Source organism: Streptomyces sp. 2A115 (assembly GCF_052245575.1).
GTDB lineage: Bacteria > Actinomycetota > Actinomycetes > Streptomycetales > Streptomycetaceae > Streptomyces.
This window is the reverse complement of the sequence record NZ_JBQQCG010000015.1, coordinates 165,781-181,084: the sequence shown is the minus strand read 5'-3', so window position 1 is coordinate 181,084 and position 15,304 is coordinate 165,781. Positions and strand designations below refer to the sequence as shown.

At 70.8% G+C, this 15,304-nt stretch carries 10 protein-coding genes; 7 read left to right on the top strand and 3 right to left on the bottom strand.

Annotated features, from left to right (window positions below):
- Nucleotides 1-287: 287 nt before the first annotated feature.
- Nucleotides 288-1,436, top strand: coding sequence for a glycosyltransferase family 4 protein (locus tag ACTWQR_RS16200; RefSeq protein WP_443227758.1), 1,149 nt, complete (start codon nucleotides 288-290; stop codon nucleotides 1,434-1,436).
- Nucleotides 1,437-1,506: 70 nt separating this feature from the next.
- Here the strand turns inward: ACTWQR_RS16200 and ACTWQR_RS16195 are convergent, their stop codons facing one another.
- From ACTWQR_RS16195 to ACTWQR_RS16185, 3 genes are all read right to left on the bottom strand, one after another.
- Nucleotides 1,507-3,192, bottom strand: a complete 1,686-nt coding sequence (locus ACTWQR_RS16195; RefSeq protein WP_443227757.1) for a PucR family transcriptional regulator — start codon at nucleotides 3,190-3,192, stop codon at nucleotides 1,507-1,509.
- 277 nt (nucleotides 3,193-3,469) lie between these two features.
- On the bottom strand, nucleotides 3,470-4,852 hold the full coding sequence (locus ACTWQR_RS16190; protein WP_443227756.1) for an FAD-binding oxidoreductase: 1,383 nt from the start codon (nucleotides 4,850-4,852) through the stop codon (nucleotides 3,470-3,472).
- 87 nt (nucleotides 4,853-4,939) lie between these two features.
- On the bottom strand, nucleotides 4,940-6,748 hold the full coding sequence (locus tag ACTWQR_RS16185; protein WP_443227760.1) for a glycoside hydrolase family 15 protein: 1,809 nt from the start codon (nucleotides 6,746-6,748) through the stop codon (nucleotides 4,940-4,942).
- A 483-nt stretch (nucleotides 6,749-7,231) separates the two neighbouring features.
- On the opposite strand from ACTWQR_RS16185, the gene ACTWQR_RS16180 reads away from it, so the two are divergent.
- The 6 genes from ACTWQR_RS16180 (at nucleotide 7,232) to ACTWQR_RS16155 (ending at nucleotide 15,291) form a co-directional block, all read left to right on the top strand.
- Entirely contained in the window at nucleotides 7,232-8,914 is a 1,683-nt protein-coding gene (locus ACTWQR_RS16180; protein ID WP_443227755.1) for a CTP synthase, read from the top strand.
- A gap of 99 nt (nucleotides 8,915-9,013) precedes the next feature.
- Entirely contained in the window at nucleotides 9,014-9,640 is a 627-nt protein-coding gene (locus ACTWQR_RS16175; protein ID WP_443227754.1) for an NUDIX domain-containing protein, read from the top strand.
- Between the two features lie 195 nt (nucleotides 9,641-9,835).
- Nucleotides 9,836-11,917 carry a tetratricopeptide repeat protein gene (locus tag ACTWQR_RS16170; RefSeq protein WP_443227753.1) on the top strand — a complete coding sequence of 694 codons (2,082 nt, stop codon included), beginning with the start codon at nucleotides 9,836-9,838 and terminating at the stop codon, nucleotides 11,915-11,917.
- Between the two features lie 154 nt (nucleotides 11,918-12,071).
- Complete coding sequence (gene ald / locus ACTWQR_RS16165) at nucleotides 12,072-13,196, top strand: alanine dehydrogenase (RefSeq protein WP_443227752.1); 1,125 nt, start codon at nucleotides 12,072-12,074, stop codon at nucleotides 13,194-13,196.
- A gap of 401 nt (nucleotides 13,197-13,597) precedes the next feature.
- Complete coding sequence (locus ACTWQR_RS16160) at nucleotides 13,598-14,725, top strand: ParA family protein (protein ID WP_079053143.1); 1,128 nt, start codon at nucleotides 13,598-13,600, stop codon at nucleotides 14,723-14,725.
- Entirely contained in the window at nucleotides 14,710-15,291 is a 582-nt protein-coding gene (locus tag ACTWQR_RS16155) for a hypothetical protein (protein WP_443227751.1), read from the top strand. Before ACTWQR_RS16160 ends, ACTWQR_RS16155 begins: the two co-directional genes overlap by 16 nt.
- Nucleotides 15,292-15,304 lie beyond the last annotated feature (13 nt).

The window sequence follows — 15,304 nt, the reverse complement described above, 5'->3', positions numbered from 1 at the left end:
GGTGGAGGGGGCGGGTGGAGGGGCGTGAACAAGGGCTCCTGAGGTGCGTCACGCACCGTGAACTGTCCTCGGACACCCCGCCCCGTGCCTCAGTCGCGAGCTCACTCGTGTGAGTGACCGTTCGCACCGCGTGCCCCTGCCCGTCGCCGCAGCGACCCTCGGTGTCCCGCAACCCCCGCGCGCCCTGGCATCCTTAGGAGGGGACAGCGAGCGGTACACCCCCACCGCGCGTTCCTTCTGTACTTTTCTTCGTGACCGCCCGACGCCGAACCAGGAGCCCCGGCCACGTGAGCCACGTGAGCAGCCACTCACCGCCAACGCACGGACAGACGCCGCTGCGTACCGTCCAAGTGCTCGGGGGCGGCAACGCGGGCAGCAGCGCGCATGTGCGGTCTCTGACATCGGGGCTCGTCGCAAGGGGCGTGCGGGTCACCGTGTGCGCCCCCGACAGGGCCGACCAGGCGTACGACTTCACCGGCGTCGGTGCCCAGCACGTACCGGTGCCGAGGCGCAGCGACCCGGCCTCCGTGGCCGCGCTGCGGGCGGCCTGCGCGGACGCCGACCTCGTGCACGCGCACGGCCTGCACGCCGCGTTGAGGGCCGCGCTCGCGCTCAGTGGGCGGCGCGTCCCGCTCGTCGTCACCTGGCACACCCGCCCGCACGCCGAGGGAGCGCGGGCGCATGTGCTGCGTCTCCTGGAGCGACGCGTGGCGAAGGCCGCGTCCGTGGTCCTCGGTTCGTCGTCCGACCTGGTGGACCGGGCCCGCGACAGGGGAGCGCGGGACGCGCGGCTCGCCGCCGTCGCGCTTCCGACGCCGGGTCGGCCCGTCGTCGCCGAGGGCGAGGACGCCGACCGGCTGCGGCCCAAGGCGCGCGCCGAACTCGGCGCGACCGACCGGCCGTTGCTGATGGCAGTCGGCTCCCTCGACCGGCACCGGGGGTACGACACGCTGCTGGACGCCACGCGCGCGTGGCGTCGGCTCGATCCCCTTCCGCTGCTTGTGATCGCCGGGGAAGGGCCACTGCGCGGCGAACTCCAGCGGCGTATCGAGGACGAAGGTCTTCCGGTCCGCCTCGTCGGGCGGCGTGACGACATCGGCGAGCTGCTCGCGGCGGCCGACCTCGCTCTGCTGCCCACCTGTTGGGAATCGCGCTCCGTGCTCGCCCAGGAGGCCCTCCACGCGCGCGTGCCGCTCGTCGCGGCAGTCGTCGGCGGCATCCCCGAACTGGTGGGCGACGCGGCCGCACTCGTTCCGCACGGCGACTCCGAAGCGCTCGCCGCGGCCGTCGAGGGCCTTCTCGCCGACCCCGCCCGACGTGAGCTCCTCAAGGACAAGGGCACGCGCCAGGCGGCCACTTGGCCGACGGAGGACGAGACGGTGGCCCAGGTCCTCAGCGTGTACGACGAGCTGACCAAGCCCGTGCCGCTGACGTAACGGCACATGGACAGGCGTACACGCGCTACATCGCCCTAGCTCCATAGACAGACGTACACGCGCGCGTGCGCTACGGCACGAGCCTTCGAGCCCGCAGAGCGAGGCTCAACGCCAGTACCGTCTGCGGGTCGTCGAGGTCCGTCCCGAGCAACTCCCCGATCCTGGCGAGCCGGTTGTAGAGCGTCTGCCGGTTGAGGTGCAGCTCGCGTGCCGTCTCCGCCTTGCGGCCGGCGTGGGCCAAGTACGTTTCCAGGGTGGGCAGGAGCGGTGGCTTGGAGCGGTTGTCGTGGTCGCGGAGGGGGCCGATCGCGCGGTCCACGAAGGCGGCCAGGTCAGGGTGGTCGCGGAGGCGCCACAGCAACAGGTCGGTGTCCAGGCGGCGGGCGTCGTACCAGAGGCGGTCCGACAGTCCCTGGGCCGCCGTGGCCGTCTCGGCCGCGTGCCGCAGGCCCGCCGACGCGGCCGCCCAGCCGCCCGGCACGCCCACCACCACGACCGGCGGCCGCGACCCCGGCCGCTGCATGCCCGCCCGCTCCACACCGGCCCGCAGCGCCGCCGCGACCCGGTCCGCGACGGCCGACCGCTCGGACTCCGAGCGCAGGCCCAGCAGAAGCGGTACGCGGCCCTCCACGGGACGTACGCCCAACAGCACCGGCACTCCCACCGAGGCCAGTTCCTCGGCGACCGCCCGCGCCAGCACGGCCCAACCGCCCCCAGGGGCCAGTCCTCCCGCAGCCTCCGGCCGGGGGGACCCCGATCTCGCCTCGCTCGCGAGACGCATCACGATCGGCAGGAGTGGACTCCGGCCCGGCTTGAAGCCGAGTACGCGGGCCTGTGCGGGCGCGTCCTCGGCCTCGATGCGGCCCTCGGCGAGGTCGGTGAGGAAGTCGCCGCGGCCGCGTGCCGCCAGTTCCTCCTCCTGGCGGGCCTGCATGAGGACGACCGCGAGGATGCCCGCGGCCCGCTCGGCGGCCATCCGGTGCACCGGCGCGAGCGGGGCGTTCACGGGCAGGAGGACGAGCCGGGCGCGGACCGAGCCGGTGCCGGGGCCGCCGCCGGGCACGTCCACGAGGGCCGCCCCGGCGGGTGCACCGGCTTTGTGCCGGCCGCGCAGGCCCTCCCACACCTGGAGCGGATCGGCGTTCGCGGGACCGGTCCCGGCGGCGTAGAGGAGCTGTCCGTCCGCCGTCTCCAGGAAGACGGGGTTGCCGCTGAAGTCGGCCAGGATGCCGAGGACCCGCGGGATCCCGCCCCCGCCGAGCAGTGCCTCCGTGCAGCGCCGGTGCACCTCCTCGGCGCGCTGGAGCAGTGCGTAGTGGCCGTTGACGATCTCGGTGTGGACTTCCTCCGTGACCGCCACGAACGGCACCTCGCGGTGCAGCTGGACCAGGGGCAGACCGGCCGCGCGTGCCGTCTCCACGAGCGCGGAGGGAAGGCGGGTGAAGCGCGGGCCCAGTTCCACGACGAGGGCCGCGATGCCCCGCTCGGCGAGGGTGCGGACGAAGGCGCGCTGGTCGGCGGGGCGGGTGCCGAGCCCGTACCCCGTGGTCAGGAGCAGTTCGCCGCCCTTCAGCAACGAGGCGATGTGGGGGACCTCGCCCGCGTGCACCCAGCGCACGGTGCGGTCCAGCCGCTCGGCGCCCGCCAGGACCTCCGGCAGTCCGCCGCGCAGCCCGGGCAGCTCCAGGGCCCGCCGCACGGTGATCCCGCCACCCTGCGCGTCCGGCGTGTCGATGCCGCTGTCCAGGCTGTTCATGACGCGGACGCTACCTCGTCCGCCACCTGGGCCGACCCTCCGGACGTGCCGTTCTCGGCTGCTGAGCGCTCCGCTGGAAGAACGGTGATGCTGTGTCGATATGCGGCTCCGCCGCGTGCGAGGGCCGGTGGGGGCTGGTCGCTCGCTCACTCTAGGCTTTGCTCGAGCGGGGAGACCCCCCATGAGCGGGGGACCCCCCATCGCGGCGGAGCCGCATATGTCACAGCCCCGCGCCCCTTACGGCGCGCGGCACCGCACCGAACTCAACCAAGTCCGCTCAGGCGGGGACGATGTTGTGGTTGAAGCGGAATACGTTGTCCGGGTCGTACCGGGCCTTCACCGCGGCCAGGCGCCGGGTGTTCTCGGCGCCCAGGCCCGCCTCGACCCGGTCCCTGCCCTCGTTCCCGATGAAGTTGAGGTAGACCGCGCCGGTGCTCCACGGCCGGACGTCGGCGCGGACGTCCCGGACCCACTGGATACTCCGCTCGTCGTCGGCCGGGTCCTCCCAGATCCCGAAGGGGTGCACGGCCCAGGCCGCGTCCCGGTAGGGGACCGGGAACTCGCTCGGGCCCTCGGCGACCGCGCCGCCCATCGGGAACAGCACGTGCTGGGTCCCCGTGGGCACGGGCATCGTGTTCGCGCGGGCGGAGAAGACGCGTACGAGCTCGTCGGGAAGGCCCGTCAGATACTCAGCCGACCAGTAGTTCCGCATGCCCGGCGGATCGTCGATCATGCACTGGAAGTCCGCGTACGGGATCGCGGTGACGACCTCGCCCGCGTGCGGCAGCGTCAGCAGGGGCTGGGCGACCTTGCGCAGGTCCTCCTCACCGCCCGCGTACGCGAGCAAGGCCGCGCACACCAGCCTGCCGACCAGGTGGTCCGGGACGAACTCCTCGGGCGGGCCGGTCATGTAGAGCACGCCGCCGCTCGCCTCCAGCGGTCCCGTCTCCATGATCTCCCGGAAGACACGGATCGCCTCCGGGCCGGACTCCGGCGGATACAGCACCAGGGCGATCGCGAACTCGGGCAGCTCGTGCAGCTTCAGGGTCAGCGCGGTCGCGACGCCGAAGTTCCCGCCGCCGCCGTGCAGCGCCCAGAACAGCTCCGGGTTCTCCTCGGCGCTCGCGCGGACCGTCGAGCCGTCGGCGATCACCAGGTCGACGCCGAGCAGATTGTCGATGGCGAGCCCGAACTTCCGCTCCAGCCAGCCGCTGCCGCCACCGAGCACGAAGCCGCCGACACCGGTGGTCGAGGCCCGTCCGCCGGTGGTCGCCAGGTGGTAGGGCTCGGTGGCGCGGTCCAGGTGGCTCATCGTGGCGCCGCCCTCGACGCGTACCGCCGCGGCGCCGGGATGGACCGTCACCGCGTGCATGCGGCGCAGGTCGACGACCACGCCGCCGTCGTTGAGGGCCATGCCCGCCACGCTGTGGCCGCCGCCGCGGACCGCGATGTGCAGGTCCAGGTCCCGGCCGAACCGCACCGCCCGGGCGATGTCGGCCTCGTTCACGCACTGCGCGATCACCGCGGGCCGCCGGTCGATCATCGCGTTGAAGACGGTCCGGGCCGCGTCGTAACCCGGATCCCCGGGAGCGAAGACATCGCCGACGAGATCCTCGCGCAACGCGGCGAGCGCCGCGCCCGCCTTCGAGAGGGGAGCCATGGCCGCCCCCTTCCAGAAAAGGGGCATTTCGGTGCCCCCAGCCTAGGCGGGCACCGCCGGTCCGTCGCGCTCAGCCGCTCCGCCCCGTCAGCCCCCGTACGCGCCCGAAGCCGTCAGGCGCAGTGCCGTGTCGATCAAGGGCACGTGGCTGAAGGCCTGCGGGAAGTTGCCGACCTGGCGCTGGAGGCGCGAGTCCCATTCCTCGGCGAGCAGGCCCAGGTCGTTTCGCAGGGCGAGGAGCTTTTCGAAGAGTTTGCGGGCCTCGTCCACGCGGCCGATCATCGCGAGGTCGTCCGCCATCCAGAACGAGCAGGCCAGGAACGCGCCCTCGTCGCCCTCCAGGCCGTCCACGCCCGCGTCCTCGCCGGCGGTCGGGTAGCGCAGGATGAAGCCGTCCGCGGTCGACAGCTCCCGCTGGATGGCCTCGATCGTGCCGATCACGCGCTTGTCGTCCGGCGGCAGGAAGCCCATCTGCGGGATCAGCAGCAGAGAGGCGTCCAGTTCCTTCGAGCCGTACGACTGCGTGAAGGTGTTGCGCTCCTTGTCGTAGCCCCGCTCGCACACGTCCCGGTGGATGTCGTCGCGCAGCTCGCGCCACTTCTCCAGCGGGCCGTCCGCGTCCCCGGACTCGATGAGCTTGATGGTGCGGTCGACCGCGACCCAGGCCATGACCTTGGAGTGCACGAAGTGGCGGCGCGGGCCGCGCACCTCCCAGATGCCCTCGTCGGGCTCGTCCCAGTGGTCCTCCAGGTAGCGGATCAGCTTGAGCTGGAGGAGCGAGGCGTAGTCGTTGCGGGCCAGGCCCGTCATGTGGGCGAGGTGCAGGGCCTCGGTGACCTCGCCGTACACGTCCAGCTGGAGCTGGTGCGCGGCGCCGTTGCCGACGCGCACGGGCGTCGAGTTCTCGTATCCGGGCAGCCAGTCGAGCTCCGCCTCGCCCAGTTCCCGCTCGCCCGCGATGCCGTACATGATCTGCAGGTTCTCGGGGTCGCCCGCGACCGCGCGCAGCAGCCACTCGCGCCAGGCGCGTGCCTCCTCGCGGTAACCGGTGCGCAGGAGCGAGGAGAGAGTGATCGCGGCGTCACGCAGCCACGTGTAGCGGTAGTCCCAGTTGCGGACGCCGCCGATCTCCTCCGGGAGGGAGGTCGTGGGGGCGGCGACGATGCCGCCCGTCGGCGCGTACGTCAGCGCCTTCAGCGTGATGAGGGAACGGACCACGGCCTCGCGGTAGGGGCCGTGGTACGTGCACTGCTCCACCCACTCGCGCCAGAAGTCCTCGGTGGCCTCCAGGGCCTGCTCCGGCTCCGGCAGCGCGGGCGGCTGCTTGTGCGAGGGCTCCCACGAGATGGCGAACGCGATCCGCTCACCCGGTGCCACGGTGAAGTCCGCGTACGTGGTCAGGGCCTTGCCGTAGGTCTCGGCGGATGTGTCGAACCACACAGAGTCCGGACCGGCCACGGCGACCGTCCGACCGTCGTGCTTGTGCACCCAGGGCACCACGCGCCCGTACGAGAAACGCATCCGCAGCGCGGAGCGCATCGGCACCCGGCCCGTGACGCCCTCGACGATCCGGATCAGCTGCGGGGCACCGTCACGCGGGGGCATGAAATCGGTCACTCGCACCGTGCCGCGTGGCGTATCCCACTCGGATTCGAGAATCAGGGAGTCGCCGCGGTAGTGGCGACGGGACGCTGTCGGCGGCTCGGCGTCGGCGGCATGCGCCGGCCCCAGCCGCCAGAAGCCGTGCTCCTCCGTGCCAAGCAGTCCTGCGAAGACGGCGTGGGAGTCGAAGCGGGGCAGGCACAGCCAGTCCACCGTGCCGTCCCTGCAGACCAGCGCAGCAGTCTGCATGTCTCCGATAAGTGCGTAGTCTTCGATGCGCCGGGCCACGTGCATCTCCAGTCGAACGGCCACGTCGCCCCCCGAGGGGCGGTCGCTCTCTTGCGGTCAAGGGATCGTTGGTAACGCGTCGTTTGCGAAACGTCAGTAGTCGCGTGTCAATGGTTGCAGCGATTGTCGTTGCGAAACGAACTGACGAGCTCTTCGTCCGGGATTACGGGCGGGGTGGTGCCGTTTTTCGGCCTGGCTCGGCAGCGATCGTCCGAGCAGGATACGACGCACTCTGATGATCCGCGCGCCCCTCTCCAGAACGTGGTTGTGCTGAACGGGTGAGCACGCCTGTGGTCTGTGTCGACCCGTGTGCGGAGCGTGGCCGGAAGCAGCCTCGCCGCGTCGCTGATACCCTGGTAGCCCGTGGACCGGTGGGCGCCTCGGCAGGAAAAGGGACCCCCGAACCGCAGCGACGGCACCTCCGGAAACCTCCGGGTCGGGCAGCCGTACCGCACTCCAGACCGCGACCACGGGAGCCCCCTCTTGGCCATGCCGCCCGCTGCTTTTCGAAGCAGCACAGCCACGACGACCAAGCACATCTTCGTCACCGGGGGTGTCGCCTCCTCCCTCGGCAAGGGTCTGACCGCCTCCAGTCTGGGTCAGCTGCTCAAGGCACGCGGTCTGCGGGTCACCATGCAGAAGCTCGACCCGTATCTGAACGTCGACCCGGGCACGATGAACCCCTTCCAGCACGGTGAGGTGTTCGTCACCAACGACGGGGCCGAGACCGACCTGGACATCGGCCACTACGAGCGCTTCCTCGACGTGGATCTGGACGGCTCCGCCAACGTCACCACCGGCCAGGTGTACTCGACGGTCATCGCCAAGGAGCGGCGCGGCGAATACCTCGGCGACACCGTGCAGGTCATTCCGCACATCACCAACGAGATCAAGCACCGTATCCGCCGCATGGCCACCGACGACGTCGACGTCGTCATCACCGAGGTCGGCGGCACGGTCGGCGACATCGAGTCGCTGCCGTTCCTGGAGACCGTGCGGCAGGTCCGTCACGAGGTCGGTCGCGACAATGTCTTTGTGGTGCACATCTCGCTCCTTCCGTACATCGGCCCCTCCGGGGAGCTGAAGACGAAGCCGACCCAGCACTCGGTTGCGGCTCTGCGCAACATCGGTATTCAGCCGGATGCGATCGTGCTGCGCGCCGACCGCGATGTGCCCACCGCGATCAAGCGCAAGATCTCGCTGATGTGCGACGTGGACGAGGCGGCCGTGGTCGCGGCCATCGACGCCAAGTCCATCTACGACATCCCGAAGGTCCTCTTCACCGAGGGCCTGGACGCATACGTCGTCCGCAAGCTGGACCTGCCGTTCCGCGACGTGGACTGGACGACCTGGGACGACCTGCTCGAACGCGTCCACCGCCCGCAGTACGAGATCAACCTGGCCCTGGTCGGCAAGTACATCGACCTGCCCGACGCCTACCTCTCGGTCACCGAGGCGCTGCGCGCGGGTGGCTTCGCCAACAAGGCCCGCGTGAAGATCAAGTGGGTCACCTCCGACGACTGCAAGACCCCGGCCGGCGCGGCGAAGCAGCTCTCCGACGTGGACGCGGTCTGCATCCCCGGCGGTTTCGGCGACCGCGGAGTGTCGGGCAAGGTCGGCGCGATCCAGTACGCCCGCGAGAACAAGATCCCGCTGCTCGGCCTCTGCCTGGGCCTGCAGTGCATCGTGATCGAGGCCGCGCGCAACCTCGCCGACATCCCGGACGCCAACTCCACCGAGTTCGACGCCGCCACCGGCCACCCGGTCATCTCCACCATGGCCGAGCAGCTCGACATCGTCGCGGGCGAGGGCGACATGGGCGGAACGATGCGCCTGGGCATGTACCCCGCCAAACTCGCCGAGGGCTCGATCGTGCGCGAGGTGTACGACGGCAAGGAGTACGTCGAGGAGCGCCACCGCCACCGCTACGAGGTGAACAACGCCTACCGCGCCGAGCTGGAGAAGAAGGCGGGTCTGCATTTCTCCGGCACGTCCCCGGACGGCAAGCTCGTGGAGTACCTGGAGTACCCGCGAGACGTTCACCCTTACCTGGTCGCGACTCAGGCCCACCCCGAGCTGCGCTCGCGCCCTACCCGGCCGCACCCGCTCTTCGCGGGCCTGGTGAAGGCGGCCGTCTCGCGGCAGCAGGAAGCGCGCGGGACAGGCGAGTAACACGGCGGTTGTACGGTTGCCGGGGTGCGCGTCTTTTGAGGCGCGTGCCCCGGATTTTCTGTTTGCCGCAGGTTCGTTCGTGTGGGAGGACAAGTCGACATGACCATCAAGGACACCGCCGAGGAATGGGAGGTCAGGGCGACCGAGACCCCGTTCGTGGGCAACAAGACCTCCGTCCGCACCGACGACGTGGTCATGCCCGACGGGTCGGTGGTCCACCGCGACTACCAGGTCCACCCCGGCTCGGTGGCGGTCCTCGCCCTCGACGACCAGGGCCGCGTCCTGGTCATCCGCCAGTACCGGCACCCCGTGCGGCACAAGCTCTGGGAGATCCCCGCCGGGCTCCTCGACATCCCCGGCGAGAACCCGCTGCACGCGGCCCAGCGCGAGCTCTACGAAGAGGCCCACGTCAAGGCCGAGGACTGGCGCGTGCTCACCGACGTGTACACCACTCCCGGTGGCTGCGACGAGGCCGTGCGGATCTTCCTCGCCCGCGATCTGTCCGAGGCCGATGGGCGGCGTTTCGAGGTCGAGGACGAAGAGGCCGACATGGAGCTCTCGCGGGTCGCCGTCGACGAGCTCGTACGCGGTGTCCTCGCCGGCGAGCTGCACAACAACTGCCTCGTCGTGGGCGTCCTCGCGCTGGTCGCGGCCCAGAACGGCGAGGGTCTGGACGCGCTGCGCCCGGCCGAGGCGCCGTGGCCGGCACGGCCCTTCGAAACCTGATCCACGCCTCGCGCAGGCCCGGTGAGCACCGGGCGCCTACCTCGACCGCCGTCGGTATGACGATCGCCTGATCCGATCGGGGGATGTACCCGCCGCGCTCCGCACAGATCGTCGCAGAGCGTGAACTAGGCTCTGGAAACGCCCCGTCCGGAGTCCCGGCGGGCTTGCGCGTGCAGTGGGACGGGAGTGTGGCCCGTGACGGATCAGGCGGTGGACGCCGACGACGCGAAGGTGTCGGCAAAAGGGCAGCGCCCGGTCGGCCAGTCCGCACCCACGAAGAGTCAGTTCCTCGGCCGCACAAGAGAGTTGAAGGAACTCCGGGCCGACATCGAGCGCGCCGGACTGGACACCCTCTCGGGCCGGAAGGCGCCACGCGCGCGAGTGCTGCTCATCGCGGGCAAGCCCGGTTCCGGCCGCACCGCGCTCGCCGAAGAGCTCGTACGGCAGGTCGCTGAGAGTTACCCCGACGGCGTCCTGCGCGCCCGGCTCACCGAACCCGACGGCACCTACGTACCGACCGAACGCACCGCCCGTGACCTGCTCACCGCTCTCGAAGTGACCGCTCCGGCCGGAGCCGACGAGGACGACCTCTCCGAGGCTCTGCGCAAGGCCCTCGCCGTCCGCCGCGCGTTGCTCCTGCTCGACGACGCGGCGGACGCCGAACAGGTCGACGCGCTCCTTCCGGACACCCCCGACTGCCTGGTCGTCGCCGTCTCCGGCGGACCCCTGACCGGGATCGCCGACGTCCGCCCCTGCACCCTCGGCGGCATGGACACCAAGTCCGCCGTCGAACTCCTCGGCCGGTACACCGGTTCGGTACGCATCACCGTCGACCCGCGCGCCGCCGAAGGACTTGTGGAGATCTGCGCGGGCCAGCCCGCCGCGCTCGTCCTCGCCGGCGCCTGGCTGGCCCACCGGCCCAAGGCGGCCGTCGCCGACCTGGCCAAGCAGCTGCGCACCGAGGGTGACGACGGCCCGGTCCTCGACCGCGTCTTCCGCCTCACGTACGCGGCCCTGCCCACGACCGCCGCGCGGATACTGCGACTCCTCCCGCTCGCCCCCGCGGGCCTCGTCGACCCGCACACCGCCTCCGCGCTCGCCGGCTGCTCGGTCAGTGCCGCCGGCACCACGCTGGACGACTTCGTCGCCCTCGGCCTCGTCGTGCCCGTCGAGTCGCCGCTGCCGCAGTACGAGGTGCCCGGCTGTCTGCTGCCCCTGCTGCGCACGCTCGCCGAGACCCAGGACCGCCCGGCCGAGCTCCAATTGGCCCGCGCTCGCATGCTGGAGCGGACCGTACGGCTGCTGGTGTCCTGCCGCGCCATCACCGAGACCGACAGCTCGCCCGCCCGCGAGAAACTCGCCGGGATGCCCCGCGCCCTGCGCTTCCCGAACCCCCGGGCCGCCGCCGACTGGCTGACCATCCGGCAGCCCGCGCTGCTGGCCGCCGCCCGGCTCGCGGTCGCCGACGGGGAGCTGGACACGCTGGCCCGCCGCCTCATGGCCGCGCTGGTGCGGGCGATGGTGGCCCATTTCGGTACGCGGGCGGCGGCGCCCGAGCTGTACGGCATCCACCGGCTCGTACTCGACGTCGCCGAGCGGCGGAACCTGCCCCGCGAGAAGGCCGCCGCGCTGCTGAACCTCGCCGACCTGGACGCCCAGACCGGCCGCACGACCGAGGCGCTCGCCCGCTACCGGGCCGCCCTTGACGCCGGACGGGAAGCCCAGGACCCGTATGCGACCGGCCGCGCGATGGAATCCGTAGGGGGTGCCTACCAGGAGCTCGGCGACTACGACCGGGCCGCCGACTGGTACGGGCGCGCGCTGGCCCAGCGGCTCGCGCGCGACGAGCGCGCGGACGCGGCCAGGCTGCACGGCCGCATCGCCACCGCGCACACCTACGCGGGCCGCTACGGCGAGGCGTTGCGCAACTGGCGCTCGGCGGTCACCGGCCACCGCAGGACCGGTGATGTGGCGGGCCAGGCAAGGGCGTTGAGCGAGCTGGCACGGGTGCAGGAGTACGCGGGCCGGCCCGAGGAGTCGTTGGCGACATGCCAGGAGGCGGTCGAGTGGGCACGCCGTGCCGAGGACATCCGGCTGCAGGCCGCGCTGCACCTCCGGCTCGCCGACACGTTGGACCGGCTCGGCGACCCCGCGGCCGCCCGGCTGCACCGCGGCGCGGCGGAGCGCATGCTGGGTGACGAGCTCCCACGGGACGCATCAGCCAGGGAACAAGACGCTAACGCCTACGAAATCCGCAGTACATCCGAAGAAGAATGATGCATTGAAAGGCTAGACAGAGGGAATCCCTTCATTAGACTGGCTCCGCCGCGTTCTTTCGCGGTGTCTCCCGGTGTGCTCACTTGCCTCCGGGTATGTCAGGCATCGTCCAGGCATGCGTAGCGTTGCCCCAGACCCTTCTGAGCCAAGGACCGTGATCGACGTGAAGGTCGGCATCCCCCGCGAGGTCAAGAACAACGAGTTCCGGGTGGCCATCACCCCCGCCGGCGTGCACGAGCTGGTGCGCCACGGCCACCAGGTCCTCATCGAGCAGAACGCCGGCGTCGGCTCCTCGATCGCGGACGACGAGTTCATCGCCGCCGGAGCGCGGATCATCGCCACCGCCGACGAGGTCTGGGCCACCGCCGACCTGCTGCTGAAGGTCAAGGAACCCATCGCCGAGGAGTACCAGCGCCTCCGCAAGGACCAGACGCTCTTCACCTACCTGCACCTGGCCGCGTCCAAGGAGTGCACGGACGCGCTCCTGGAGTCCGGCACCACGGCGATCGCGTACGAGACGGTCGAGCTGCCCAGTCGCGCGCTGCCGCTGCTCGCCCCGATGTCCGAGGTCGCGGGCCGGCTCGCCCCGCAGGTCGGCGCCTACCACCTGATGCGCGCCAATGGCGGCCGCGGCGTGCTGCCCGGCGGTGTCCCGGGTGTACTGGCCGGCCGGGCCGTCGTCATCGGCGGCGGTGTCTCCGGCTGGAACGCCGCGCAGATCGCCATCGGCATGGGCTTCCACGTGACCCTGCTCGACCGCGACATCAACAAGCTCAAGGAGGCGGACAAGATCTTCGGTACGAAGATCCAGACCGTCGTCTCCAACGCCTTCGAGCTCGAGAAGGCCTGCCTCGAGGCCGACCTCGTCATCGGCGCCGTGCTCATCCCGGGTGCCAAGGCGCCGAAGCTCGTCACGAACGAGCTCGTGTCGCGGATGAAGCCGGGAAGTGTTCTTGTCGACATCGCGATTGATCAAGGCGGTTGCTTCGAAGACTCGCGTCCGACGACCCACGCCGAGCCGACCTTCCCGGTCCACAAGTCGGTCTTCTACTGCGTCGCCAACATGCCCGGCGCGGTTCCGAACACGTCGACGTACGCGCTCACCAACGCCACGCTGCCGTACATCGTGGAACTCGCCAACCGCGGCTGGGTCGAGGCGCTGCGGCGGGATCCGGCGCTCGCCAAGGGCCTCAACACCCATGACGGCAAGGTGGTTTACCGTGAGGTCGCGGAGTCGCACGGCCTGGAGCACGTCGAGCTGGAGACGTTGCTCGGCTGACCCGTCGAGGCCATCTCTGGGCTGATAAAAGGCGATACGTCAACACGAGTCGTCAACCTCGCGCGTCCGGCCGGACCTTGTCCCGCAAGGTCCGGCCGTATGTGTGTCGAGTCACTTTGCGAGACTCGTTCAACTCGCCTCGAACGTAACCCTTGAACCGTTTCGCACACCCGTGAAACCTGCCGTGCGACGCCCTTACGCCCTTGACAGTGGGGTGTTCCGTTGCCGACACATCGGGCCGGGTCCGGCGGATTGTGTTGCTGCGGACCGGTGACACGCCATAGAGTCGCCAACCGTCGGCATGGTGCCACGCTGACCTATCTAGAAGTTTCCTGGTCACCAAGGAGGTAAGACGACTTGTGAATGAGTCGACATTTACTCCCGGGGGTGGTCAACCAGGAATGCCTGCGCAGGGCTCAAGGCCCACGGGGCTCGAGGCTGTCGGCTCCGTTGCTGTGCGCACCTTCGCAGCCCACCAGAGTCCGAAGATGACTCAGACAGCACACCAGAGCATGGATGGCCATCACGTGAACGCCATGGCCGGCAACGGAAGTGGCGAGAACCGCACCCACTTCGCCGACTACGACGACCTGCCCGAGGGGCATTTCTACGACCCCGACGCCGAGTACGAGCCCGATCCGGAGTACGCGGCCACGCTCGCGCCCGATGCCGCGCGCCAGCGCCGTGAGCGCATCGGTCCGACCGGGCGCCCGCTGCCGTACTTCCCGATTCCGGGCCCGCTTACCGATCACGGCCCCGCCAAGATCATCGCGATGTGCAACCAGAAGGGCGGCGTCGGCAAGACGACGTCGACCATCAACCTGGGCGCCGCGCTCGCCGAGTACGGACGACGGGTACTGCTCGTCGACTTCGACCCGCAGGGCGCGCTGTCCGTGGGCCTCGGCGTCAATCCGATGGAGCTCGACCTCACGGTCTACAACCTGCTCATGGAGCGGGGCATGGCGGCCGACGAGGTGCTCCTGAAGACGGCGGTTCCGAACATGGACCTGCTGCCCAGCAACATCGACCTGTCGGCCGCCGAGGTTCAGCTGGTGTCCGAGGTCGCGCGCGAGTCCACGCTGCAGCGGGCCCTGAAGCCGCTGATGGCCGACTACGACTACATCGTGATCGACTGCCAGCCCTCGCTCGGCCTGCTGACCGTCAACGCCCTGACGGCGGCGCACAAGGTGATCGTGCCGCTCGAGTGCGAGTTCTTCGCCCTCCGCGGTGTCGCGCTGCTCACCGAGACCATCGAGAAGGTCCAGGAGCGGCTCAACCCGGAGCTGGAGCTCGACGGCATCCTCGCCACGATGTACGACTCGCGGACCGTGCACAGCCGTGAGGTGCTCGCGCGCGTGGTCGAGGCGTTCGACGATCACGTCTACCACACGGTGATCGGCCGGACCGTGCGCTTCCCGGAGACCACGGTCGCCGGTGAGCCGATCACGACGTACGCCTCCAACTCCGTCGGCGCCGCCGCCTACCGCCAGCTCGCCAGGGAGGTGCTCGCCCGGTGTCACGCCGAGTGAGTCTGCCGGGGGCCGACGAACTGTTCCGTACGACCGGGGGAATGGCGCTCCAGGCGTCCAGCCCCAGGCGCCAGGCCAACGGCGAGGCCCGGGTGCCGGCTCCGGCGGGCGAGAGCGACGCCGGTGCCGCCTCCGGGGAGGACGCGCCGCAGTCGGTGCCCGTGCGGGGCGGCGACGGCGAGGGCGACGAACACGCCGCGGCCGGTGCCGAGTCCTCCGACGAGGGGGAGTCCCGCAGCCGGGGCGCCACCGCGGAGCGCTCCGGGCGGCGTCCGGGGCCGCAGGAAGGTTCTGCCACCCCACAGCAGCAGCCGCGCAAGCGCGGGCGCGGCGGTGGTGGTGGGAGGCGTCCCAGTGGGCGGGAGCGGCACGACGAGAAGATCACGGTGTACGTGTCCGCCGAGGAGCTCATGGACCTCGAGCACGCCCGGCTGGTGCTCCGAGGGGAGCACGGGCTCGCGGTCGACCGGGGGCGGATCGTGCGTGAGGCCGTCGCCGTCGTCCTCGCCGATCTTGAATCCCGGGGGGACGCGAGCATTCTCGTACGACGGCTCCGCGGGCGGTAGCGGTAGCCTGCGA